Annotated in this window: 25 protein-coding genes; 12 read left to right on the top strand and 13 right to left on the bottom strand. The window is 63.5% G+C overall.

The genetic code is table 11. The features are described 5' to 3' along the window. Positions 1-163: 163 nt before the first annotated feature. A complete protein-coding gene (locus tag IQ16_RS36195) occupies positions 164-1420 on the top strand; it encodes an allantoate amidohydrolase (protein ID WP_018644804.1) in 1257 nt (418 codons plus the stop codon). 107 nt (positions 1421-1527) lie between these two features. Continuing rightward, entirely contained in the window at positions 1528-2901 is a 1374-nt protein-coding gene (locus IQ16_RS36190; protein WP_018644803.1) for a hypothetical protein, read from the top strand. Positions 2902-2910: 9 nt separating this feature from the next. Here the strand turns inward: IQ16_RS36190 and IQ16_RS36185 are convergent, their stop codons facing one another. Both IQ16_RS36185 and IQ16_RS36180 read right to left on the bottom strand, forming a co-directional pair. After that, positions 2911-4230 carry a dicarboxylate/amino acid:cation symporter gene (locus IQ16_RS36185; protein ID WP_018644802.1) on the bottom strand — a complete coding sequence of 440 codons (1320 nt, stop codon included), beginning with the start codon at positions 4228-4230 and terminating at the stop codon, positions 2911-2913. Between the two features lie 85 nt (positions 4231-4315). Continuing rightward, complete coding sequence (locus tag IQ16_RS36180) at positions 4316-5329, bottom strand: formamidase (protein WP_026312271.1); 1014 nt, start codon at positions 5327-5329, stop codon at positions 4316-4318. A 222-nt stretch (positions 5330-5551) separates the two neighbouring features. Between IQ16_RS36180 and IQ16_RS36175 the strand changes: the two genes are divergently transcribed. The 3 genes from IQ16_RS36175 to IQ16_RS36165 are packed head-to-tail and all read left to right on the top strand — an operon-like array spanning position 5552 to position 9498. Continuing rightward, a complete protein-coding gene (locus tag IQ16_RS36175; RefSeq protein ID WP_018644800.1) occupies positions 5552-6220 on the top strand; it encodes a TetR/AcrR family transcriptional regulator in 669 nt (222 codons plus the stop codon). Between the two features lie 8 nt (positions 6221-6228). Further along, positions 6229-8094 carry an adenine deaminase gene (locus tag IQ16_RS36170; protein WP_035666973.1) on the top strand — a complete coding sequence of 622 codons (1866 nt, stop codon included), beginning with the start codon at positions 6229-6231 and terminating at the stop codon, positions 8092-8094. 12 nt (positions 8095-8106) lie between these two features. Beyond that, on the top strand, positions 8107-9498 hold the full coding sequence (locus IQ16_RS36165; protein WP_018644798.1) for an NCS2 family permease: 1392 nt from the start codon (positions 8107-8109) through the stop codon (positions 9496-9498). A gap of 8 nt (positions 9499-9506) precedes the next feature. Here IQ16_RS36165 and IQ16_RS36160 read toward each other — a convergent pair whose 3' ends face one another. After that, complete coding sequence (locus IQ16_RS36160) at positions 9507-9728, bottom strand: hypothetical protein (RefSeq protein WP_018644797.1); 222 nt, start codon at positions 9726-9728, stop codon at positions 9507-9509. Positions 9729-10076: 348 nt separating this feature from the next. On the opposite strand from IQ16_RS36160, the gene IQ16_RS36155 reads away from it, so the two are divergent. Next, the gene (locus IQ16_RS36155) at positions 10077-10259 is read left to right on the top strand and encodes a hypothetical protein (protein WP_018644796.1); all 183 of its coding nucleotides are present in this window, start codon (positions 10077-10079) and stop codon (positions 10257-10259) included. Between the two features lie 22 nt (positions 10260-10281). Here IQ16_RS36155 and IQ16_RS36150 read toward each other — a convergent pair whose 3' ends face one another. The 3 genes from IQ16_RS36150 to IQ16_RS36140 all read right to left on the bottom strand — a co-directional run bounded on the left by IQ16_RS36150 (position 10282) and on the right by IQ16_RS36140 (position 12952). Beyond that, positions 10282-11658 (bottom strand): vWA domain-containing protein, encoded by a 1377-nt coding sequence (locus tag IQ16_RS36150; protein WP_026312270.1) that lies wholly within the window; start codon positions 11656-11658, stop codon positions 10282-10284. Positions 11659-11663: 5 nt separating this feature from the next. After that, the gene (locus tag IQ16_RS36145) at positions 11664-12611 is read right to left on the bottom strand and encodes an AAA family ATPase (RefSeq protein ID WP_026312269.1); all 948 of its coding nucleotides are present in this window, start codon (positions 12609-12611) and stop codon (positions 11664-11666) included. 140 nt (positions 12612-12751) lie between these two features. Next, positions 12752-12952, bottom strand: coding sequence for a hypothetical protein (locus tag IQ16_RS36140; RefSeq protein ID WP_018644793.1), 201 nt, complete (start codon positions 12950-12952; stop codon positions 12752-12754). Between the two features lie 223 nt (positions 12953-13175). Between IQ16_RS36140 and IQ16_RS36135 the strand changes: the two genes are divergently transcribed. Next, a complete protein-coding gene (locus tag IQ16_RS36135) occupies positions 13176-14150 on the top strand; it encodes a quinone oxidoreductase family protein (RefSeq protein ID WP_018644792.1) in 975 nt (324 codons plus the stop codon). Between the two features lie 38 nt (positions 14151-14188). Here the strand turns inward: IQ16_RS36135 and IQ16_RS36130 are convergent, their stop codons facing one another. Together IQ16_RS36130 and IQ16_RS36125 are read right to left on the bottom strand one after the other, a co-directional pair. Next, a complete protein-coding gene (locus IQ16_RS36130; protein WP_018644791.1) occupies positions 14189-14464 on the bottom strand; it encodes a hypothetical protein in 276 nt (91 codons plus the stop codon). Positions 14465-14561: 97 nt separating this feature from the next. Continuing rightward, positions 14562-15170: a S24 family peptidase gene (locus IQ16_RS36125; protein WP_018644790.1), complete on the bottom strand. Its 609-nt coding sequence runs from the start codon at positions 15168-15170 to the stop codon at positions 14562-14564. A 166-nt stretch (positions 15171-15336) separates the two neighbouring features. Here IQ16_RS36125 and IQ16_RS36120 point away from each other — a divergent pair, with 166 nt between their 5' ends. Both IQ16_RS36120 and IQ16_RS36115 read left to right on the top strand, forming a co-directional pair. After that, positions 15337-15867, top strand: a complete 531-nt coding sequence (locus IQ16_RS36120) for a GcrA family cell cycle regulator (RefSeq protein WP_026312268.1) — start codon at positions 15337-15339, stop codon at positions 15865-15867. A gap of 45 nt (positions 15868-15912) precedes the next feature. Continuing rightward, the gene (locus IQ16_RS36115) at positions 15913-16488 is read left to right on the top strand and encodes a hypothetical protein (RefSeq protein WP_018644788.1); all 576 of its coding nucleotides are present in this window, start codon (positions 15913-15915) and stop codon (positions 16486-16488) included. A gap of 45 nt (positions 16489-16533) precedes the next feature. Here IQ16_RS36115 and IQ16_RS36110 read toward each other — a convergent pair whose 3' ends face one another. Continuing rightward, complete coding sequence (locus IQ16_RS36110) at positions 16534-16890, bottom strand: hypothetical protein (protein WP_026312267.1); 357 nt, start codon at positions 16888-16890, stop codon at positions 16534-16536. Positions 16891-17084: 194 nt separating this feature from the next. Between IQ16_RS36110 and IQ16_RS36105 the strand changes: the two genes are divergently transcribed. The 3 genes from IQ16_RS36105 (at position 17085) to IQ16_RS36095 (ending at position 18594) form a co-directional block, all read left to right on the top strand. Beyond that, positions 17085-17549, top strand: coding sequence for a hypothetical protein (locus tag IQ16_RS36105; RefSeq protein WP_018644786.1), 465 nt, complete (start codon positions 17085-17087; stop codon positions 17547-17549). A gap of 378 nt (positions 17550-17927) precedes the next feature. Beyond that, the gene (locus tag IQ16_RS36100; RefSeq protein ID WP_018644785.1) at positions 17928-18113 is read left to right on the top strand and encodes a hypothetical protein; all 186 of its coding nucleotides are present in this window, start codon (positions 17928-17930) and stop codon (positions 18111-18113) included. A 139-nt stretch (positions 18114-18252) separates the two neighbouring features. Continuing rightward, on the top strand, positions 18253-18594 hold the full coding sequence (locus IQ16_RS36095) for a phasin (protein WP_018644784.1): 342 nt from the start codon (positions 18253-18255) through the stop codon (positions 18592-18594). 192 nt (positions 18595-18786) lie between these two features. On the opposite strand, the gene IQ16_RS36090 is transcribed toward IQ16_RS36095, so the two are convergent. The 4 genes from IQ16_RS36090 to IQ16_RS36080 form a co-directional block, all read right to left on the bottom strand. Beyond that, positions 18787-19107 (bottom strand): c-type cytochrome, encoded by a 321-nt coding sequence (locus IQ16_RS36090; protein ID WP_018644782.1) that lies wholly within the window; start codon positions 19105-19107, stop codon positions 18787-18789. Positions 19108-19141: 34 nt separating this feature from the next. Beyond that, on the bottom strand, positions 19142-19303 hold the full coding sequence (locus IQ16_RS45325) for a hypothetical protein (protein ID WP_158646960.1): 162 nt from the start codon (positions 19301-19303) through the stop codon (positions 19142-19144). 77 nt (positions 19304-19380) lie between these two features. Continuing rightward, positions 19381-20211: an alpha/beta fold hydrolase gene (locus IQ16_RS36085; RefSeq protein ID WP_018644781.1), complete on the bottom strand. Its 831-nt coding sequence runs from the start codon at positions 20209-20211 to the stop codon at positions 19381-19383. Between the two features lie 151 nt (positions 20212-20362). Beyond that, positions 20363-22159 carry a ShlB/FhaC/HecB family hemolysin secretion/activation protein gene (locus IQ16_RS36080; protein WP_018644780.1) on the bottom strand — a complete coding sequence of 599 codons (1797 nt, stop codon included), beginning with the start codon at positions 22157-22159 and terminating at the stop codon, positions 20363-20365. Between the last annotated feature and the right edge of the window lie 93 nt (positions 22160-22252).

Below are 22252 nucleotides of genomic sequence, written 5' to 3'. Positions count from 1 at the left end.
CACATGTGCATGACCGGCTTCGGACGGTTCGGCCGACAAGGCGCATTCATGCTAACCACGCGCTGACTGGGGTGGCGCCGGAGGATTTTCGCTGGCACCGAACTTGTATCGATTGTCGTCAGGACCGCTGCCGTGGTCCTCAGAAGATGGAAAGCTCGCCGAGATGGGTGCTGGTACTGTTCATGATGCATCGCTCGGCAAGGAGATCGTCCGCCGCATCAACGAGCTTGCTGCGATCTCGGAAGAGCCCGACAAGCTCACCCGCGTCTACCTGAGCAAGGAATTACGCACGGCCGCGGACCTGATCCTGGGCTGGATGCGTGACGCCGGCATGAGCGCGCATCTCGATGCGATCGGCAATGTCTGTGGCCGGTATGAAGGTGAGCGGCAGGGCGCGCCCTGCCTGATGCTCGGCTCGCATTACGACACCGTGCGCGATGCCGGCAAATGGGACGGGCCGCTTGGCGTGATCACCGCGATCGCCTGCGTCGCCGATCTCAATCGCCGCGGCAAGCGCCTGCCGTTTGCGATCGAGGTCATCGGCTTCGCCGACGAGGAGGGGGTGCGCTTTGCCTCGACCCTGCTCGGCAGCCGTGCGGTGGCCGGCACCTTTGACGAGAGCGTCCTGAACACGCGCGATCGTGACGGCGTGTCGATGCGCGATGCACTCGTTCAGTTTGGGCTCGATCCCGACCACGTCGGCGCCGCCGCACGGGCCCGGCGCGAGCTGCTCGCCTATCTCGAATTGCATATTGAGCAGGGACCGGTGCTGGAAGCGCAGAACCTCCCGGTCGGCGTTGTCACCGCGATCGCTGGCGCAACGCGGCTTGCCGCGCGGCTGACCGGCATGGCCGGTCACGCCGGAACGGTGCCGATGGCGCTACGCCGGGACGCGCTCGCCGGCGCTGCCGAATGCATCGGCGCCATCGAGCAGTTCTGCCGCACCGACGTGGACGGCCTCGTTGGCACTGTCGGCTACATCCAGGCGAGGCCCGGCGCGACCAATGTCATTCCGGGCGAGGTGTCGTTCACCATCGACATGCGCGCGCCGACCGACATGCACCGCAAGCGCGCGGTTGCCGACGTCGTCCGCCAGATCGAGGCGATTGCAAAGCGCAGGCAACTGGCACTCCAGCTCGATGTCACCCACGAGAATCGCACCGCGCCCTGCGCACCCTGGCTGAAGCAGCAGATCGCGCAGGCGATCGCTGCGGAAGGTCTCTCCGTGTTCGAGCTGCCGAGCGGGGCAGGCCATGACGGCATGGCCATGATCGATATCGCCGATGTCGGCATGATCTTCGTCCGCTGCCGCGGCGGCATCAGCCATCACCCGGACGAGCACGTCGAGCTTGCCGATGCCGACGCCGGCGCACGGGTGCTGCTCAGGGTGATCGAGAATTTCAGGCCGCGGGCGGCCTAGGCAAGCGTCACGAACCCGCAAGTCACCGGGTAGAGATACGAATCAGTCATGTTTAAAATGGTGGCCATCATCGCGAGGGTCACGAGACATTCAGCCGATTGACGGACATGAACAGCGACATCTCTTTTCCATCACATCGTGAGAACCGGTTTTATCAGGGGATGGCTGCGACCTTTGTCGCGAACGCTCTCCAGGCCGTGAATTTTCTTGGTGATCGGTTCCTGAGGCAATCGCCCCATTCGTTGTCGGCCATCGAGGACCTTTACCGGCACTCGATGGACAGCGCCTTTTCGGTGACCGAAGCCTTCCTCGTCACCGGCGCACCGCACGCCTCCGCCTATTATCCGCGCGACTTCGCCTGGTTCTATCCGGACGTCCTTGATCCAGAGACCATCATGGATGCGCAGGATGCGGTGCGCCGGGCGCGCCTGCTCGAAAAGAGCGTCCGTCTGCTGCTGGAGGCGGTTCGCGCCGACGTCGTCACGACGACCATCGTGCCGGCGGGATGCGGCCGGTATCTCGGCGTGAATTATTTCTCGCGGCCCTCGGACACGCTGCTCGGCATTATCGCCGGCCTCCAGCAGATGCTCTCTGCCGAGGAGAGAGCATCGTCGTATCTGGCGATGTCTCAATGCGCGCATGCCGGCCGTCTGTTGCTGGCCGAGTACGGCGGGGACCTGAAGCGGGCGATCCTGAAGCTTGCAAGCGAGCTGGAGTCGTTCGAGGCTGACGGCACCAGATATTTGCTGTGCGACGCCAGCGGACCGCGCTCCGCGGCAACGGATACCCGTGCCGAACGCAGGCGTTTCGTCACCAATGCCTGCGTCTACACGACGTTCTTGTGGGGCGTGCAGCTCGGGATCGTCGGCGAGAACGAGCTGAAGCGGCTGCTCGGACGCGACCTCGCGCAGTACAAGAGGGACCTGCTCCGCCTGTTTGGCAAGGACGGCTATATCAGGCATTCCCTGGATAGTCCGGCGGGCGCGCCGGTGTCGTTGGTCGCGCTCGATTTCGTCAGCGTGCACCGCGGTTTCTGGAATATGAGCGATGCCAGCGAGCGCGCGCTGTTTGCTGCGACGGCCGACCTGATCATCGCCGAGCCGCGCTTCCGCATCCCCAGCACGTTCCACTTCCTGGTGTCGGCGGATAATCCGCGCAACAAGATGATCCACAAGATTGCGGCGCCGGCCTATCAGGGGCGTTCGTCGTGGCCGACGTTCAATGTCGAATTCGCCGATCGCATGCTGGACTTCGATGAGGCCTCGGGGAGCGATACCTATCGGGCCTGCGCGCAAGGGATATTGAAGGACATTCGCACCGCGACCGAAGTCCACGGTGGCTATCAGGAGCTGATCTCGGAGCAGGGCCTGAAATATCGCACCTGGGCCTACAAGGGCGCGGTGGCCCACTCCTGGTTTCCGCGCTTCCTGTCAGTCTGGAGGAGGGCGTATGGAACGCCGCTCCTCCGCTGGAATGATTGATCGACGGGACTATCCCGCCGTCACGTCCACCAGCTCGCCGCCTTCGAGCACCTTGGCAGCCTTGGCACGGTCGAGATCGCCTTCCCACGCGGCGACGACGACCGTCGCCACGCAGTTGCCGACGAGGTTGCCGAGTGCGCGGGCCATGCCGATGAACCAGTCGACCGACAGCACCAGCACCAGGCCGATCGCGGGGATGCTCGGCACCGCGTTCAGCGTCGCGGCCAGGATCACGATCGCCGAGCCCGGCACGCCGTGCGCTCCCTTTGAGGTGATCAGCGAGACGCCGAGCACCAGCAGGAGATCGCCGAACGATAGCGGCGTATTGGTCGCCTGGGCGATGAAGACGACGGCCAGCGTCAGGTAGATCGAGAAGGCATCGAGATTGAAGGAATAGCCAGTCGGGATGACGAGGCCGACCACGGAATCCTTTACGCCCATCCGCTCCAGCTTCTTCATGATCTGCGGCAGCACTGCGTCCGAGGACGCCGTCGCGAGCACGATGGTGAGCTCCTCGCGCAGGTAGGCGAGGAATTTGAGGATGTTGATGCCCGCGAGCGCCATGACGCCGCCGAGCACGCCCAGCACGAAGATGCCGACCGAGACGTAGAACAGCATCACCAGCGACACGAGCTGCTTCAAGGAGCCCACGCCGTATTTGCCGACGGTGTAGGCGACCGCGCCGAGTACGCCGAGCGGTGCGACACGGACGATCAGCCCCATGACGCGGAACAGCACTGTGGAGGCCGCGTCGATGATGGAGGTGACGAGCGCGCCCTTCTCGCCGCCGACCAGAGCGAGGCCGACGCCGAACAGCACGGCGAAGAACAGCACCTGGAGCACGTCGTTGCGCGACAGCGCATCGAAGGAGGTGGTCGGGATCACGTTCATCAGGAAGGCGCCAATGCCGCCGCCGGACAGCTTGTGGGCGTTGTCGGCGTAGGTGTTGAGCGCCTTGGCATCCAGCGTCGAGGGATCGATGTTCATGCCGTGGCCGGGGCCGAAGAGATAAGCGAGAAGGAGGCCGACCACGAGGGCCACCGTCGTCATGACCTCGAAATAGACCAGCGCCTTGACGCCGACCCGGCCGACCTTCTTGAGGTCGCCGGCACCGGCAATGCCGTGGACGACGACGCAGAACACGATCGGCGCCACGATCATCGAGATCAGCTTCAGGAAGGCGTCGCTGAGAATCTTGAGTCCGATCGCGAAATCCGGGACGGCCATCCCCAGGATGACGCCAAGCACCAGCGCGGCCAGGACCTGGACGAACAGTGAGGTGTAAAGCGGCTTCGGCTCGACGGCGGGCGCCGCGGCGATTGTCGACATGAGAACTCCCCTTTGACGCGTCTTGGACGTCAAAAAGGAGCAACAACCGTGCCAGAATGTCGCGGTTACGCCCGAGGAACCGGGGCTATTCCGCCGCCTTGGCAGTCCTACCAAACATCCGCGTCGGGGCCGGGAAGCCGCACGAGGTGCCGTCGGTGACCTTCACCTGATCTTCCCACGGCAATCGGAAGGTGCCCGCGACCATGTCCTGCATGAACGTGTAGGGGCAGTCCATCGCGCCGCCCTTCACCGCGACATAGCCGCGGTGCCAGAGCTGGTAGATGTTGTTCTCGACGCCCCAATTGATGCGGGCCTCGCGCACGAGATCCGGACGAACCTCGGCGGTGATGATCTCGTCGGCGCGGCCGGTGGTGCCGTGCGCCAGCACGGTGCCGTCGAAATTGACGATCATGCCTTCGCCCATGGAATCGAACGAGCCGTCCGAGCCGCACATGCAGACGTTCGCCGTGACCATCAGATTCTGGAACGAATTGGCCTGATTGGTGAAGCGCCAGGCGTCGCGGATCGGCGCCGTGTAGCCGGCGGTGCGGATCATGATCTCGGCGCCCTTATAGGCGCATTCCCGCGCCATCTCCGGGAACATGCCGTCATGGCAGATGATCAGTGCGATCTTCGCGCCCTTCGGTCCCTCGATCACGGGAATGCCGATATCGCCGGGCTCCCACGGTTCGACCGGAATCCAGGGATGAAGTTTTCGGTAGTAGAGCTTGATCTCGCCGTGATCGTCGATGATCAGGCCGGAATTGTAGGGATTGCCGTGCGGGTTGAACTCCATGATGGAGAAGCAGCCCCAGATCTTGTTGTCGACGCAGGCCTTCTTGAAGGCGGCGACCTCCGGTCCGTCAAGCCGGCACATGATCTCGGGATTGGTGTCCATCGAGAGGCCGTGCAGCGAGTATTCGGGGAACACCACCAGATCCATGGTGGAGAGATTGCGGCGCGCCTTGCCGACCATCCAGACGATGCGCTCGGCCTGCTTGGCCAGATCGGCGGGGGTCACGACGTTAGGCAGTTGCAGCTGCACAAGTCCGACAACCACGCCGTTGGGAGATTTGTTCAGCCCACCGAGCCCGTTCATGATCAGCTCCCTTGCCGTCCGCGCGGCGCCGTTGCGCGCAGTTCTCGGCAGAGCAAATCCGATTTTGGCGACGCGCAAAAGTCCATATTTCAGGCGGCGGGCGATCGATGAGCTCGCGTGGGGCGCCGGCCCCCACGCGCGGGGCCGACGCCCATTGTTGCGGCGCGGCCTGCCTCAACTCTCGGCTTGACCCTCCAATTTGTCTGATGTCAGACTTATGACATGAGTACAGCAAAGCGACATATCGCCAGTCTTCGCGACGAATATGCCGAGATGACGCGGCAGCGCATCGTCGCCGCTTTTGTCCAGACGCTGGAGGACGAGGCGGCCGACGACGTTTCCATGGCCGCGGTGGCCAAGCGCGCCAAGGTGGCCGAGCGAACCATCTATCGCCACTTCAAGACCCGCGCGGAGCTGTTCGTTGCGGCCGGCGAGTGGATCGAGGACAACGTCTTCAGCTATATTCCCTTCACCTCGCCCGACGAACTGCCGGATATTTTCCGCAAGCTGTGCAAGCGGTTCGACCGTCATCCGCATCTGGCGCGTGCCATTGCGATGACGCGGGCGGGCCGGACGGTGCGCGCCGGCTTCCGGCGGCACCTGATCGACCAGCATCGCAAGGCGATGGCGCCGCTGGTACGGCATCTTCCCGCCAAGGAAGTCCGCCAGGCGGAGGCGCTCGCGTCCTATCTCAACAACGTGCTGGCCTGGAATGCGATGCGCGAGGACTTTGACATGTCCAGCGCCGAGATCGCCGACGCGATCGAATGGGCGCTCACGACGCTTTTGAAGGATGTCCGTCGGCGCGATGCCGCTGGGGCGCGCGCCGGCAAGACCGGAAAATCGCCGCGCAAGCGAAGCACGGCGCGCGAAAGCGCTGGCGTAGAGTGAGGCAAGCCATGAACGCGATCCCCGATGATCTCCTGATCAACGCGCCCGACGAGGTTCGCATCCGCCAGGACCTGGTGCTGACGGCGCTCGGCCGCCGCCCGGCCGATCGCTCCTTGCGGGTCGGCAAATTGCTCGACGTGCACAGCCGCACCTGGAATGAGGATCAGGAGATCGTCTTCAAGGGCCGCCGCATCGCCTGGGTTGGACCGGCCGGCAGCTATCCCGGCGAGGTGCGCGAGCGCGTGCACCGGCAGGATCTTGCGGCCGTCCCAGGCTTTGGCGAAGTGCACAAGCATATTGAAAGCTCGCATCTGACGCCTGAATGGGAGGCGGCGCTGGTGCTGCCGCACGGCAATACCTGGACCTGCGAGGCGAGCCACGAATTCTCGAATGTCAACGGCGCGCGCAATCTCGAATTCTGGTTCGAGGCACGCCGCCGCGGCTCGCCGCTAAAAATCTTTCCGCAGCCGGGCTCGGCGGTGCCGCCGACGGCTTACGAATGGGGTGGCGGTTGGTACGGCCACGACGAGCAGGCGCGCTTCATGGGCGAGAGCCTGATGGTCACCGGGCTCGACGAAGTCATGGACTGGCCGGCGGTTTGGAATCCAGACAATCCCTCCTACAAGCGGCTCTGGGGCATGATCGAGGCGACGTTCGCGGCGCGCGGAGTTGTCGAAGGCCATGCCTCCGGCCTGCGGGATCTGCCCTCCATCAACGCGTTTGCCGCGGCCGGGCTCGCGTCCGACCACGAAGTGCAGACGCCGGAGGAGACCTGGGACAAGCTCACGCGCGGCCTGTTCGTCGAGTTGCGCGTTTATGCCATGGACGAGATCGTCAGATGGCTCCTCGCGAGGGGCCTTCAGGACTGGTCGCAGATCGCGTTCACCACGGATGACCGCAGCGCCAGCCACACGCTCGAGCTCGGCGCCAGCGATCACAATGCGCGGGTCGCGATCGAGGCCGGCCTTGCACCTGAAATCGCAATCCAGTGTCTCACCATCAATCCGGCGCGGCACATGCGCCTTACGCCGTTCGTCGGCAGCCTGGCTCCTGGGCGTTTCGGCGACGTGGTGCTGCTCTCGGATGTTGCCAAGCTCACGATTGCCGAAGTGTGGGCCGATGGCGCGCAGGTTTCCGACGGCAAGCGCTATCTCGGCAAGGTGCCTGACATCCAGTGGCCGGATTGGGCAACGAAGACTGTCAACATCAAGCGCACGGTCAAGTCTCAGGATTTCGAGCTGCGAGCCGAACCCGGCCGAAGCACGATGAAGGCGGCCGTGATCCGCCCCTTCCATTGGCATCCCGAGTTCTACACGCTCGAGCTGCCGGTGCGTGACGGTGCCGTGCAGCGCGACGAGAGCGAGGCCATCACCAAATTTGCCATCGTCGATCGCTTTTCCGGCGACGGGCGTGTGGCCAAGATGTTTTGGCGCGGCTGCGGACCGCGCACGCCGGAGACGGCAGTTGCCTGTTCGGTGGCGCACGACAAGCACAATATCTGGGTGGTCGGCTCGTCCGACGCGGCGATGGCAAAGGCAGTCAACGCGCTGATCGAGCTTCAGGGCGGATGGGCGCTGGTGCGCGAGGGTGAGCTCGTTGCCACCGTACGCTTCGAGGTCGGTGGGCTGATGAGCTGTCGTTCCGCGCAAGCGCTCGATGCCGAGATGCAGGCGCTCTATGCGGAAGGCCGCAAGGTCGACTGGATGTACGAGCCGACGTTCCGTCCGCGCTGGTATCCGGGATTCCCAGAGCGGCTCATGTTTGCAACGCTGACCTGCGCGCCCTGGAGCTGGGTGCTGGTGGCGCCGTGCGAGCAGGCGCCGCTCGGCTTCATCAACGTGCAGACCGGCGAAGCGCATCCGGTGGTCTGGTAGGGGAAGACTGCGATGAATGAGATGACGAAGCCGCAAGCCGCTCCCGCCGAGCCGGCTCCGCGTGCAGCCTCCGGGCTGCTCGATCGCACCTTTGGCCTCACCGAACGTGGCACGAGCATTGGCCGCGAGGTGATGGCCGGAGCAACGACGTTCGCAGCCATGGCCTATATCATCGCCGTCAACCCCGCGATCATGTCCAACGCCGGGATGGATCGCGCCGATCTCGTCAGCGCCACGGCGCTCGCCGCGATCTTCGGCTCCGTCATGATGGGGCTGTGGGCCAACCTGCCGCTCGCGGTTGCGCCCGCAATGGGATCGAACGTCATCTTCACCTATGTCATCGTCAAGCAGATGGGCATGCCCTGGCAGGGCGCGCTCGCGATGGTCGCTTTCACCGGCGTTCTGTTCCTGATCCTCAGCCTGTCGAAGCTGCGCGAGAAAGTCGCGAAGGACGTGCCGGAAGCGCTGAAGATCGGCATCCAGGCGGCGGTCGGTACCCTCATCGTCTTCATTGCGCTGCGGGGCGCCGGGTTCGTCGTCCCGAATCCGTCGACCTACATTGCCATGGGATCCCTGCGCAGCCCGCCGGTGCTGCTGACGTTGTTCGGCCTCCTGCTCACGCCGGTCCTGGTGGCGCGCCGGGTGCCGGCGGCGCTGATCCTGTCGATCGCAGTGCTGACCCTGATCGGCTTCTTCGTTCCGGGTGCCAACGGCAAGATGGTGACCTCGGTGCCATCAGCCATCATGGCGTGGCCGCGCTGGCCGACCAGCACCTTCATGGCGCTCGACATCGGCTATCTCTTCAGCCACTTCGTCGTGGCGCTGCCGCTGCTGTTCTATTTCCTGTGCGCCGAATTCTTTTCGACGCTGGGCACGCTGATCGGCGTGACGGGGGCTGCCAACTTACGCAAGCCCGATGGCTCGATCCCGAACGCCACTGCAGCATTTGCGACCGATGCGACGGCTTCGGTGGTGGGACCGCTGCTCGGGACGTCCGTCGTCACGGCCTACATCGAATCGATCACGGGCGTGCAGGCCGGCGGCCGCACCGGCCTGACCTCGCTGACTGTCGCGGGATTCTTCTTTCTCGCATTGTTCTTCTGGCCGATCTTCGTCATCATCCCGGCGCAAGCGACCGCGCCCGCGCTGGTGCTCGTGGGCGTGCTGATGATGCAGGGGCTCGCCCGCATCGACATGACCGATCTCGTCAATGCGGTTCCGATCGTGCTGACGCTGCTCGTCACCGTGCTGACCAACAACCTTATCAACGGAATGGCCCTGGGCACGCTGAGCTACATCGCCCTGGAAGTGGCCGTCGGCCGGCGGTCGCAGATTCCGGCGATGGTGTGGGGACTTGGGACGGTGTTCGTTGCCTACGCGATCGTGATCGCGCAGATCTTTTGACGCCTGCGTTAAGCGGCGAGGTCCAGCAATCTGCACGATCCGCGCACCAGCGCCCTGCGGCCGGCCGGTGTGATTGCCGGAACGCCGTCATTGACCACGACAAGGCCAAGCTCAACCAGGCTTCCGACGACATAGGCCTTCGCGAGGCGACCGTTCGACACCGGGTTGCGAAGCGCCTTCAGCGCTTCCCACTGGTCGGATGAAAGATCGAAGTCGAAATCGTTGCTCATGTTGCCTCAGGCGATCGTCCGGTTCGCGTGCCCCTGTTAGCGGCGCCACATGAAGACCGTGCGACGACAATGAGTCGGGAATTCGGTCAGCTGTTTAGAACATCTCTTCACAAATTGCGGCACTTCATTGCGGCCACAGGAGTTAAGATCGTTTGCGCGCGAATATCGTCCCGACGATCACTAATTGATGATCCGCATTTGATGTTGCGCTGCGAATTGTCGCGGTGCACGGGAAGCACAGCTGTCCCATTCTGCGTCGCGATATGCACAGAAATCATGAGGCGAGGGACTCGGGACTCTGTTACGTTGATTCGCGGGGAATGGCTTCACACGGCAGGAGTGGAGTGCATGAACAGGCTGGTGGAAATTCGCAGTCAGGAATCCCTGTGCCGTGAGCGCGCTGCGCTGGATTCGGAGCGCCGGGTGTTCTGGCTCGCGCAGGCCCAGGAGTGGGAGCAGCGCGCGCTCGACGAAATCGCGTATCACTTTCGGGAGTGCAATCTCATCCAGGCCGAGTTGACCGCCGCCTGACGCGAGAGGTCGTCGTCGCCGCCTACTGATAAGTCGCCACGATGTCGGACACCGCGCGCTCGAGCTGCTGCGCGGTGGCGCATTGGCGCACGACGCTGCAAAAGGTCGCATAGCGCGGCATCTCGGAATCGCCAAAGCCCCAGGCGAGCCGCCCCTCGGGATTGAGCCAGACCAGCCGCTTCGAGCGCTCGGAGATGCGGCGCAGGATATCGGCGCGCGGGTCGAGGTTGTTGCTGCGGGCATCGCCGAGCACGATCACGGTGGTCTGCGGTGTCAGCATGCTCATGAACTCCTTCTCGAAATCGACCAGCGAGGAGCCGTAGTCCGACGAGCCGAAACCGACCTTGGACATGATCTCGGCCATCGCCTCTTCCGGCGACTTTGATTCCAGGATCTGGCTGACCTCGATCAGATGCGAGGAGAAGGCGAAGGAGCGGACGTCGTCGACGACCTCGTGCAGGGAGTGGATCAGCAGCAGGAAGAAATCGGACACCTGCGCAACCGAGCCCGAGACGTCGCAGAGCGCCACGATCTTCGGCCGGTCGCGGTGCTTGCGCTTCCACGCGGTCAGGAAGGGCACGCCGCCCCAGGCCGCGTTCCGGCGCAGCGTGCGGCGGACGTCGAGATGGCCACGGCGCTGGCGCTTGCGCGGCTTGGAATAGCGCTCCCGCAGCCGGCGCGCGATCTGGCGGATGAGGGCACGCATCTCGGCAACCTGACGCCGCTCGATGCGCGCGAGCGGCGCGTTGCGCAGGATCTCGTTGCGGAGGTTTTCGGCTTCCTCGCGGGCATAGAGTGCAAGCCCCTGCGAGACCGTGTCGCGCACCGCCTCGCGCAAACCATCGAGCGCGGTGCGCAGGCGTTCGGCCAGCGACGGATTGGTCGCGGTGAGCTCGTCGAGATCGTCGCGCAGGCGCTGCAGGCCCATGGCATCGAGGATGCGGCTGGAGAAGATGCCGCGCTGGGTCGAGTAGCGGATGTCGGACAGGGACGCGGCGCCGGAGGCACTGGCGATCGCGGCCGCGATGGCATTGCGATCCTGCGACAGCAGCATCTGCGCGAGCGGGCCCAGTTCCTGCTGCGGTGAACCGCCGCCAGCATCACTGGCCGCGCCGGAGGAGGGCGCTTGATCTGCGTCCTGTGCGGTGTCCTGGTCGGCGCCCTCGGGCTGCTCCTGTCGCGGTTCGGGCTGGCTGAAGAACAGATCGAAGCAGTCGCGGAGCGCGAGCTTCTCGTCCTGGGATTTGGCGAGCGTCAGCAGCAGAGCGTCGCGCAGGATGGTCCGGTCGGAAAAGCCGACCTGCGACACCGCGCGCATCGCATCGATGCTCTCGGCTGGCGAGACGTGGACGCCCACGCCCCGCGCCGCCCGAAAGAAACGATGGAGGTTCTCGCGCATCGGCGTCAACCGAAGACGTTGGATCGGGCTGCCTTGGCAATGAAGGTCGTCACTTGCGGCGCCGCCGCCTCGATATCGGCCTCGTATTTCAGGAGCACGTTGAGCGTGTCCTTGACGATGTCGGTGTCGAGCTCGGTCGCCTGCAGCAGCACCAGCACGCGCGCCCAGTCGATGGTCTCGCTGACCGAGGGCAGCTTCTTCAGATCGAGCGACCGGATCTCGTGGATGAAGCCGACCATCTGCCGGCGCAAGGTCTGCGAGATGCCGGGCACACGGCTCTCGACGATGCGCTCCTCCAGCCGCTGCTCGGGGAAGCCGATATGCAGATGCAGGCAGCGTCGCTTCAGGGCGTCGCCGAGATCGCGCTCGCTGTTGGAGGTGAGGATCACCGTTGGCGGGGTGATCGCCGAGACGGTGCCGAGTTCGGGGATCGTGACCTGGAAGTCGGACAGGATTTCCAGCAGCAGCGACTCGAATTCAGCGTCCGACTTGTCGATCTCGTCGATCAGCAGCACGCAGCCGCCCGGCTGTTCCAGCGCCTGGAGCAGCGGGCGCGGCTCGACGAACTCCTTGGAGAAGAACACGTCGCCGAAATCGTGGAGTTGATCGAGCGCGGCGTGCAGCGTTTGCGCGCCGCCGAGCACTTCGCCGAGCTTGTCCTTGAGGATCTGCGTGTAGAGAAGCTGCTTGGCGTATTTCCACTCGTAGAGCGCCTTGGCCTCGTCGAGGCCTTCGTAGCACTGCAGGCGGATCATCTTCATGCCGCGCCAGGCGGCGATCGCCTTGGCGAGCTCGGTCTTGCCGACGCCCGCGGGGCCTTCCACCAGGATCGGCTTCTCGATCTGTTGCGACAAATAGACGGCGGTCGCGATCTGCCGGCTCGCGATATAACCCTGCGCGGCGAGGCCGCTCTCCACTGCCTCGATCGACGTCGAGGCCTTCTGATCTGCCACGAAATGGCGCTCCCAAAGGTCTTGCTTGAGGCTTGTTCTGCCTGCGTTCCCGGCAAAGAACAAGCCTCGTTTGGGAGACATCCGCGTGAGCGGCGTTTTTTCCGTTCAGCGCAAATAGTTGAGCAGTTCTTCGGTCGCGCTCAGTGCCGCAGCAGCTCCGGCTTGCGGATCGTCTGCCGGACCTCGGCGCCGCAATCGGCGCATTCGTAGACGAAGTCGATCTTGGCAAGGCTCCAATGCGGCTCGACCTCGCGCACATACATTGGCAGGAACCCCATGCACGTCGGGCAAATTACAGGCGCGATTTCGATGTCCTGATGAAGCTGTACATAAGCTGGCATCTCGGCTCTCCTTCGCAGGCGACCACCAATCCCCGCGCAAAAGGTACTGCCGGTTGCCCCAAGGCCGTCATCAACTCTTTCGAACAGAGGCGGAACGGCCGGTGTTTGTCGTTCGCTGTGACATTCTTGTTACGGCTCTGTACTGTAACGGGCGGACCAAATGCCTATTTCACAGGCCGATCCGGTTCTCGGACCATCACTGCAACGATAAGGGAGCAACCCCATGACGCATGCCATTCGCTTTCACAAGACCGGCGGCCCTGAGGTCCTGGTCTGGGAAGAGGTCAGTGTCGGCAAGCCCGGACCTGGCGAGGCGCGCATTCGCCACACGGCCGTCGGCCTCAACTTCGTCGACATCTACAACCGTTCCGGTCTCTATCCTGCGCAATTGCCGAGCGGGCTCGGCAGCGAGGCGGCCGGCGTCGTTGAGGAGGTCGGTCCGGGTGTCACCGATCTGAAGCCTGGTGATCGCGTCGCTTATGGCGCCTCGCCGCTCGGTGCCTATTCGGAGGCGCGGCTGATCCCCGCCGACCGTCTCTTGAAGCTGCCCGATGGCGTCGATGACAAGACCGCGGCGGCGATGATGCTGAAGGGACTGACGACGCAGTACCTGATCCGGCAGACCTATCGGGTGAAGGCCGGTGACACAATTCTGCTCCATGCTGCCGCCGGCGGCGTCGGCCTCATTCTCAGCCAGTGGGCCAAGCATCTCGGCGCGACCGTGATCGGCACGGTCAGCAACGACGAAAAGGCGAAGCTCGCCAAGGCGCATGGCTGCGAGCATGTGATCATCTACACGCGCGAGGATTTCGTGAAGCGGGTCGACGAGATCACTGGCGGCAAGAAGGTGCCGGTGGTGTACGATTCCGTCGGCAAGGACACATTCCTGAAATCGCTGGATTGTCTCGCGCCGCTCGGCGTCGCTGCGCTGTTCGGCCAGTCCTCAGGCGCGGTCGAGCCACTCAATCTCGGCCTGCTCGCCCAGAAGGGCTCGCTTTACGTCACCCGGCCGACGCTGTTCACCTATGCTGCCAAGCGCGAGAACCTGGTGGCGATGGCGGGCGAGCTGTTCGACGTCGTCAAGTCCGGTGCGGTGAAGATCGAGGTGCACCAGACCTATCCGCTGAAGGACGCGGCCAAGGCGCATGCTGATCTTGCCGCGCGCAAGACGACGGGATCGACCGTTCTCCTGGTGTAATATTCGTCCAGACGTGATGCAGGCCGCCGCGGCCTGCATCACGTCCGTTCGTGCTTGCGCAGGTCGCGGGCGTGGTCGAGGCGGATCGCCTGGAGGTCGACGTCCTCGGGCTCGATCTGGGGGAGGGCCGCCTCGGCAAGGATGGCCTCGGTCACGTCCTCGACCGAGTTCTCCACGATCTCGTGGATGAACGAGACGTTCCGATACTCACCCGAGGCGAGGCGGGAGATGACCTCGCGCCTGGTGATTTCAGGATCGACGACCGCCTCGCGGCCACGCCGCCCGTAGTCAATCATCACGACGAAATACTGCATCTTGCAATCCTGCCGCGCCGTGGTCGGTGCGCGGCAGAGTATTTCCGAAAAACAGAACTAAGTCAAGTTGGATTTCCAAAAATCGGAAATCCTCTGCCTACTTGCCCTTCTTGCGGGGACGCGCCGACTTGGCACGCAGTCGTTCGAGCTGGCCCTTGGGCATGGAGAGGCAGATCTCGCCGACCCAGTCGAGCTTGACGCCGACGATCGGCTTGGCGTTGAAGCTGGTGAGATTGACGACGGAGGGAGATTTGCCCCGCTCGATGGTCTTCAAATAGCGTTCGCCGGTCTTGAGCCGGACCACGGCCTCTTCGCCATAGAAGCTCGACAGCGGATGGCGTTGGTCCTTGTAGACCACGATCACGTCGCCGCTCTCGTATTTGGGCAGCATCGAGTCGCCGACGATCTCGAAGGCGACGGTCTCCTCCATGATCGGGAAGGGCAGCGCGATATCGCCGAGCCCCTCCGGAGGAACCTGTTCATAATCCGGCTCGATTACGGCGCCGGCCCCGACGCGGCCCATGATCGGTGCGAGGTTGAGCTCGAGATATTCCATGATCGGAATGATTTCCGACGCCTTCACCAGGCGCTCGCCACCGAGGATCTCCGACACCGCGCCGGGCCGCACGCCCATGGCCGCCGCCAGGCCGCCCTTGCTCTTGCCCGTCTTCTCCAGGCCCCGCTCGATCATAGCAACGTCCAACATGGTGATTCCCTCGATTGCCCATCGTGTCGTCTCTTGTAATCCGAAATTCGGAATTGATGCAATTATGAATATCAGAATTTCCGCTTGACGCCGACTTCGGAATAGCGGAATGTGTGTCCCGCCTCCGGATCGTGCGGTCGGAGGAGGCGCATCACAGGACAGCATCATGGAACCGGGCCATTGGCCGTCGGAACACTCCGACGCGCTTCGCGAGCATTTTCTCAAGGGAATGTCTTATGCGGAGATCGGAAGGCAGATTAATGCAAGATTCGGAACGGCTTACACACGCAACGCGGTGATCGGCCGCGCCAAGCGGCTCGGACTCGTCGTTCCGGAATGGATGACGAGCCCCTCGATCGTTCCGCCTTTGCCGGGCGAGGCTCTGGTTTCGCCACGCCGCTCGGCACTGGCGAACCTGAACCTGCCGCCGAAGTCCGCAATGAAGCCCGCCGCACGGGTCAAGTTACGCTGCGTCGGCGTCCAGCCGCGCCTGATCGAGCTGGTCGAGCTCGAGGCGGCCGACTGCCGCTATCCCTACGGCGGCGACAAGGACGGGGAGGAAATCACCTTCTGCGGCCATCCGCGCCAACCGGGCTCCAGCTATTGCGCACCGCATGCGCGCCTGACGCGCCGTTCCGGAGCTGCGTCAGCTCGCATCGCAACTCCGGTCGCGCTGAGGCTGGTCTCCCCCGCCTGAATCCGAGCCGTCCATTCAATCGTCAGTCTTGCAAGGAGCATCCGAGTGGCACGTCCCCGACGCAACAAGTCCTACAAATTGACGCAGATCTACGACCGGCGGTCCCGGGAGGTGCCGTTCAATGCCGTGGTGGCGGAGGTGGAGGTCGACAATCCGCTGGCGCTCGATTCCGGCGAGAAGATTCTGGCCCTTCGGTCGATCCGCAGCGATCCGCTCGGCCGGCTGCACGCACATCACCAGATCGATGAAGCACAATACCGCGGCGGGCGCGCCTTCCAGAACGATTGGGAGCGGGCGGAGCGGGGACCTCAGGCGGTGGATACGACCCGCGAATATGTCGATGGGACCGGCACACGCGAGCCCGTCACCGAAAGCCAGCGCCAGGCGGTGCTGCGACTGAATCGGGTCGAGCGGGAACTCGGCACCGACGGCGCCGCGCTGGTGCACGATGCGCTGGTGCTGGGTTTGACCATGGACCAGATCGGGCAGCGTCGTGCCGTTCGTACCCAGCGCTGGAATGATTATTTCGGGCGGCGCTTTCGCGAATGCCTGGACCGGCTGGCGCTGATCTACGGCTTTGCGACCGAGACGGGGACAGAGCGTGGGGGCCGGCGCAGGTGACTGCGGCGCGCCGGCGGTCCGACCGCCGGGGCGCCGTTCTGCTCCTTACGGATGAGGTACGATCTGGTAAGGCGTGGTGTAGGGCTCGACCCGCAGCGAGGCGTTGGCCAAAAGCCCGATTTTGGCGGTCGGCGCCTGCTGCAATTCGCCATTCGGGCCGCGATGCACGTTGTATTGCCAGACGGTGAGGTCGCCCTTCTGTGCGAGCGCATGTGCAACGGCGCTCGCGTCATTGCCGCCGAGTGCCTGCAGCTCCTCCGCCGACAATCCGACGACGATTTCGTCCTTGATGGTGACGATCTTGAACAGGTTCATCTTGGTCTCCTGCGCCCATGCGCCTTGTATCGAGAAGGTGAGAAGCGCGACCGCGGCGCCCTTGATGAGATCGCAGCGAGAAAGCATGCCGTCGTCCTTGTGCTGAGGCGCGCCCGAATCGATCAGTTCATCAGCCATGGCGCCCGTGATCTGCGTGGCCGTTTCGCAAACGCTTGGTCGTTCGATCCTAGACAACGGTTCACGGGCGGAAATATCCCGGCAGCGATGAACCTCGATGCGAAGATGCGAGTCCAAGCCGAAGGCTCGAGGGGATACCTTGGATGAAATTCGCCGGAACTGTTTACCTTCTCGTCTGTGTCGGCGCCGCGGGCACTGCTGCGGCCGCAGATCCCTTCTACGTCGGCACCTGGACATTCACGGCTGCCGTGGTCGCGCCGTGGGCCGATTCGCAGCGCAAGCCTGACGGCACCGAGCGGGAACGGCTGTTGGGCAAGGCGGTCGTCCTGAAGGCGAAAGAGATCTCGGGGCCGCGCCCCTTTGCCTGTGCCAAGCCGCGGTACAAGGTCACCGATTATGGCCCCGACATGATCTTCCAGGGCGCCTTCGACGAGATGCAGCGTGTCCACAAGATGGCCGATCCGAAGGCGCTTGCTGCCTCGCTCGGCTTTGCCGGCGCGTCAATCAAGACTTTGGAAACCGGCTGTGAGATCGACGTTCATTTCGTCGACGATACAACCGCAGAGGTGGGACTCAACAATTACGTGTATACGCTGAAGAGGCGCTAAGCGCCTTCACCAATGCCCATTCACACCTGAAACAAGGCGAAACGCAGTGCGGTTGACAGCAATCGGTGCTGCGCGCGTGATTTAATGCAGCTTCTTGACGCAGGTGGGTGACGACGGCCCATATTCCTGTTATCCGGAATTGCGGTGGAGCGATGCAGGCGAAGCATCGCCACGCCGGTGGTTGGGCTTGCCGGATGGGTTGTTCCTTGGCATAATTGCAACCTCCTCGGTTGAGCCCGGATGCGTCGTTGAGGGTGCTAACCTGCCGGGCCCTCCGGCCGAGAGTTCGAACTGGCCACGGTGTCCGGTTGTGGTGTTCGGGCCTCGCGTGGAGCCCGATGTCAGTTCAGGATGGCCGATGCTTGTCATAGGTGCGAGATGAAGAACCTCAACTTCGCGGCTGAACTGCACCTCAAGCTCGGCGCGCCTGCGACCGGCACGGTCGAAAGCCTGCGCCTGCTCCGCGCTTTCCTGAAGCTTGCGCCTCGACAGCGTTTCGAGGTGATCAAACTCGTCGAAGACCTCGCCACCGAAGAAGCCCTTCCCGAACACCCCTTGTCCTGAGCCGGACCGCGCGTCTCACGCCTTTTTCCCTCCGTTTCCTGCCCAAGCCGCCTCCCGGGGGGTGTTTGCCCCGGCGTTCGCTGCTGGAAGCCGGTCCGGCAAGTGTGATATTCAGTCAGAAAAAGGGAGGAGTGCGACCATGATCGAACCGAAGCTCGAAGTTCCGGCCGAACTGCGCGACCTGGCCGAGAAGACAATTGACCAGGCAGAAAAAGCGTTCGGCATGTTTTTCGAAGCCGCCACGAAATCGATGACGTCCGTTCCGGGAGCCGGGACGGAGGTGTCGAAGCAGGCGCTTGCTTTCACCGAGCAGAACATGAAGTCGGCATTCGAGCATGCACGCAAGCTTGTGCATGCCACCGACCTTCAGGAAGCGATGCGGATCCAGTCCGATTTCCTGCGCAGCCAGTTCACCAGCGCCGGAGATCACATGCGCCAGATGACCGGCAGTCTCATGCAGTCAGGCAAGGGCAAATCCTGATTCCTGGACTGTGTGCCGGCTGCCTACAAATTGATCTTGCGCGGCATGAAGATCCGCATTTCGATGCTGGCGCAGGTCCATGATGGGCCACCGAATGAGGTCTCATTCGCCGTCCATCATCCTTTCTGCTGATCCCTGTCGGTCCTCCGGCAGGGATTTGCATTTGTGGCAGGTATCGCGATCGTCCCGCCTCTAAGGACGCAGTGATCCGATGTAGGCCGCGATGTCGCCAGCTTCGCTTCGGCTCAGGGGAAAGTTCGGCATCTTCGGATGCGGGTCGAGCAGGAAGAACGCGAGCTTCTCCGAACTGAACTCCGGTCGCCGCGCAACGGATGCAAAGGAGGGGACGTCGGCGCTGGCGGCCGCCTGGCCATTGGCCACGACATGGCAGCTTGCGCACCAGCGCTTGGCGAGGTCGGCACCGTGACCGGCATCGGCGGCCAGAGCAGAGGAGGTTCCCAAGCTCGAGGTCATGACGAGCAGCAGGCAAATTCGTCTCAAATGCTGGTGCATGGGACAACCTTCATGCATTCGCCTGCGACCGTGCTCATCCGCAGCACGATCCCGGAAATTGCGAGAGATCGATGCGGGCGATGATCGACCGCAGCAGCCTGCGGGTCGCACGATAGAGATGCCGCACGAATGACGGCGTTCTCGTTGCGGGCAGGCCGAGGCCTTTCGTATCAAGACTTTCGGTATAGTGCGACACGTGCCTCTCCGACGCTGCATGGCCTTTCTAGCCTGCAGGCCCGGAGCTGCCTTGATCTGCCGCAAAGGCGCTTCCGGCTAATAGTCGCCGGGGTTCATGATCATCGGACTTTTGGTATCAGCCGGAGCGAGTGCGCTGCTGGCGCTGTCACGCAGGAAGCGGTCGAGCGTCGCCTGGATCTTCTCCTTGACCGCATCGGGACCGCGATCGCTCATTTCGTTATGCTGCGCACCGGTGTGGACGATGTCGATGCCGCGCGCCTTGGCCTCTTCCGGGGTCGGCAGCACGCCCGAGTCGGTGAGGAAATGCGGATCCTTCGAGCGGAACGTGAGGATCTTCATGTTGTCGCTGAGGACGAAAGGCACCCGCAGATTGTCGAGGGTGATGACTTTCGACACCAGCTCCGGGTGCTGATGGGCGACATACATCGAGACGTCGCCGCCATTGGAATGGCCGACGAGGGTGATGTGGTCGTAGTCGACGTTCTCTTGCCGCCGCTTCAATTCGCCCAGGGTGAAAAGGATGTTGGCCTCGCAGCGGATGTAGACTTCACGCCGGCCGACATATTGCTGACCGACATGGGTCATCAGCGGCGGGTCGCTCGGCAGGTCCTGCTGGACGCTGGCAACGAGATAGCCGCGCGCCGCGAGCGCGTTGGCGAGGAAGGAATATTCGGTGGCCTTGACGGTATTGCCGTTGCTGATGATGGCAAGCGGCAGCTTCCAGAGACCGAGATTGGCCTTGGTCTCGTAGTCGCGTCGCACCGCGATCTCGACCGAGATCGGCCGCTGGCGCGAGGCGTCGAACAGGGTCAAAGCCTCGTGGCGAATCGCGAACCGGCTGACGATGAAATATTCGCCGACCCCGAGCAGGCAAAAAAACGCCAGGATTGCAAACACCCTCTTCATAATTCCGTCCCAATCACTTTCGACTGAAAATGGTCATTGGAGCCCCCCGGATCGAGCGATCGTGAGCAGGCTACGGGATTAAATTCAGGCAAGCCTGTGCGCAAGACCGCAAATCGGTCATGTGCCGGGTCAGCTCCACGAAGGAAAGGAGCTACAGGCAGCCGCCCCGGCCGCGCTCGGGGCAGAGCCGAAACGCGCTCGACAGCGTGAACAGGAAGCGCGGGCTGCGGCGTTCATTGTCCGGCGCCCGGTAGCTCAAGGGGACGGCCACGCCGAGATCGGCCTGGAGGTCGTCCCACAGGAAGAAGCGCACACCGGCTCCGGCTGACGTCAGCGACAGGCCGTCGTTCAGCCTGTAACCGTCGTTCCAGACTACGCCGGCGTCGCCGAAGGCGTAGAGCTGATAGCCGCTCCAGTAGCGGAAATTGAGCTTCTGGTCGAACCGCAGCTCGAGCGAGCCGGCAAGACCGTTGTCGCCGCTGATCTCGGCTGCGCCATAGCCCCGGCCAAAGGCCGCGCCGCCGAGGTAGAATTGCTGCGAGGTGAACAGCGGCCGCGATGCCGTCTGGCTCGCCGCGGAAAGCTTGAGCGACCAGGCGTCGTTGAGCACCTGATAGCGCGTGAACCAGAGGTTCAGCACCGAAAAGTTCGACGCGGCGCCGTCGCGCGATAGCAGATCGTCGTCGAAATGTGAGGCGCCGAAGACGTCGAGGCCCTGGCGGTAGGTCAGCGTCGCGAAGTTGGTGCCGCCGAAGCGATCCTGGAGGCGGTAGTCGGCGGTCAGGCTCGCGGTCCTGATGTGGTCGTTGTACCAGGGGCCGTACAGGTCATGCTCCGACACGTTGCTGAAGGTCCCGGCCAGCGTCAGCGTCAGCGCCGAGGATTGCGACATGAAGGGCACCGTGCTTGCCCGCACCTCGAAAGCCTCGGTCGTGGTGATGTCGCTGTCGAGGCGGCGGGCGTCGCCCGGCCGGACCGCGCTGTAGAGCACGGACGCGCCGAGCCGCACGCCGTCGACGCCGACGGGCGCGTCATAGGACAGCCGGGCAAAGCCGAGCTCGCGCGGGTCGTTGGCAATGGTCGACAGGTTGACCGCCAGCGTATCGCCGGGCGTGAGGTAGGAGTTGAACGCGCCCGTCGCATAGGTCTGCCATGGACCGACCGAGGACGAGCCGAGATTGTCCAGGCCAAACGACGAGAAGACGTGCCATGTCTTCAAATAAACGATGAGGCGGAAACGGCCGGTCGTACCGCCGATCTCCTCCAGCGCGGTATCGGTGATCCGGACGCCGGGCCTGCCGTTGATGAGGAAGAGCTGGCGTTCGAGCGTTGCCAGCCGCGACGGCTGCTCGGCGAGAACCGGCCCAAGCATCGGCCTCACGCCGAACGGCTCGGCGCCGTCGCCTTTCAGCTCGGCCTGCACGATGGCGCCTTCGATCACCTGGATCCGGACGCGGCCATCGACAATGTCTTGCGGCGGCACGATGGCCCGGCTCAGATGGAAACCATCGGCGCGGTAGAGGTCGCTGATCGCGCCGGCGATCGCGGCGAGGTCCGCCTGCGAGACCTTCTTGCCGAGATAGGGGTGATAGACCGCGGCGATACGATCGCGAGGGATGGCATGAGCACCGATGACGCTGATGTCGCGCAGGACAAATTGGGGCTTGGTGTCGCCGCCGGTGTTGGTTTGGCCGACGGTCGGGAGCTTGACCGGGGGACGGTTCAGCGTTTCCCGCTCGGTTTGGTTTTCAAAGTATTTCTCGGGCTGGCGCGGATCAAAGCCCGGCTGGTTCGCCTGTTGTGCGAAGGCTTGCGGAACTCCCGCAAAAATCGGTACCAGCAGCGCCAATGCGGTAGCGAAATGCCGCTTCTCAACGCGCGCAGCAAACCTGTCTCCGTAGTTTGACGGAGCGATTGCCGCGGCGCGGTAAGGGATCGTTAGCTGCATGATTTTTCATAGGTTTTTATGGTCAATGAATGGTTAATGCGGCAGTTCCACTGACCTCTTCCTGCTAATCCTCTCTTGAGTCATTTCGGATAC

This window comes from Bradyrhizobium huanghuaihaiense (genome assembly GCF_007830635.1).
Lineage (GTDB): Bacteria > Pseudomonadota > Alphaproteobacteria > Rhizobiales > Xanthobacteraceae > Bradyrhizobium > Bradyrhizobium huanghuaihaiense.
This window is presented reverse-complemented; position numbering and strand designations above follow the sequence as displayed.

Bases quoted from the DNA above. Each gene is read 5' to 3' on its own strand.
- IQ16_RS36130 (WP_018644791.1), bottom strand. From the start codon at position 14,464: ATGCAGTATTTCGTCGTGATGATTGACTACGGGCGGCGTGGCCGCGAG.
- IQ16_RS36135 (WP_018644792.1), top strand. From the start codon at position 13,176: ATGACGCATGCCATTCGCTTTCACAAGACCGGCGGCCCTGAGGTCCTG.
- IQ16_RS36160 (WP_018644797.1), bottom strand. From the start codon at position 9,728: ATGAGCAACGATTTCGACTTCGATCTTTCATCCGACCAGTGGGAAGCG.
- IQ16_RS36170 (WP_035666973.1), top strand. From the start codon at position 6,229: ATGAACGCGATCCCCGATGATCTCCTGATCAACGCGCCCGACGAGGTT.
- IQ16_RS36165 (WP_018644798.1), top strand. From the start codon at position 8,107: ATGAATGAGATGACGAAGCCGCAAGCCGCTCCCGCCGAGCCGGCTCCG.
- IQ16_RS36095 (WP_018644784.1), top strand. From the start codon at position 18,253: ATGATCGAACCGAAGCTCGAAGTTCCGGCCGAACTGCGCGACCTGGCC.
- IQ16_RS36180 (WP_026312271.1), bottom strand. From the start codon at position 5,329: ATGAACGGGCTCGGTGGGCTGAACAAATCTCCCAACGGCGTGGTTGTC.
- IQ16_RS36185 (WP_018644802.1), bottom strand. From the start codon at position 4,230: ATGTCGACAATCGCCGCGGCGCCCGCCGTCGAGCCGAAGCCGCTTTAC.
- IQ16_RS36080 (WP_018644780.1), bottom strand. From the start codon at position 22,159: ATGCAGCTAACGATCCCTTACCGCGCCGCGGCAATCGCTCCGTCAAAC.
- IQ16_RS36105 (WP_018644786.1), top strand. From the start codon at position 17,085: ATGAAATTCGCCGGAACTGTTTACCTTCTCGTCTGTGTCGGCGCCGCG.
- IQ16_RS36175 (WP_018644800.1), top strand. From the start codon at position 5,552: ATGAGTACAGCAAAGCGACATATCGCCAGTCTTCGCGACGAATATGCC.
- IQ16_RS36150 (WP_026312270.1), bottom strand. From the start codon at position 11,658: ATGCGCGAGAACCTCCATCGTTTCTTTCGGGCGGCGCGGGGCGTGGGC.
- IQ16_RS36120 (WP_026312268.1), top strand. From the start codon at position 15,337: ATGGAACCGGGCCATTGGCCGTCGGAACACTCCGACGCGCTTCGCGAG.
- IQ16_RS36195 (WP_018644804.1), top strand. From the start codon at position 164: ATGGGTGCTGGTACTGTTCATGATGCATCGCTCGGCAAGGAGATCGTC.
- IQ16_RS36140 (WP_018644793.1), bottom strand. From the start codon at position 12,952: ATGCCAGCTTATGTACAGCTTCATCAGGACATCGAAATCGCGCCTGTA.
- IQ16_RS36100 (WP_018644785.1), top strand. From the start codon at position 17,928: ATGAAGAACCTCAACTTCGCGGCTGAACTGCACCTCAAGCTCGGCGCG.
- IQ16_RS36090 (WP_018644782.1), bottom strand. From the start codon at position 19,107: ATGCACCAGCATTTGAGACGAATTTGCCTGCTGCTCGTCATGACCTCG.
- IQ16_RS36110 (WP_026312267.1), bottom strand. From the start codon at position 16,890: ATGCTTTCTCGCTGCGATCTCATCAAGGGCGCCGCGGTCGCGCTTCTC.
- IQ16_RS36085 (WP_018644781.1), bottom strand. From the start codon at position 20,211: ATGAAGAGGGTGTTTGCAATCCTGGCGTTTTTTTGCCTGCTCGGGGTC.
- IQ16_RS36125 (WP_018644790.1), bottom strand. From the start codon at position 15,170: ATGTTGGACGTTGCTATGATCGAGCGGGGCCTGGAGAAGACGGGCAAG.
- IQ16_RS36155 (WP_018644796.1), top strand. From the start codon at position 10,077: ATGAACAGGCTGGTGGAAATTCGCAGTCAGGAATCCCTGTGCCGTGAG.
- IQ16_RS36190 (WP_018644803.1), top strand. From the start codon at position 1,528: ATGAACAGCGACATCTCTTTTCCATCACATCGTGAGAACCGGTTTTAT.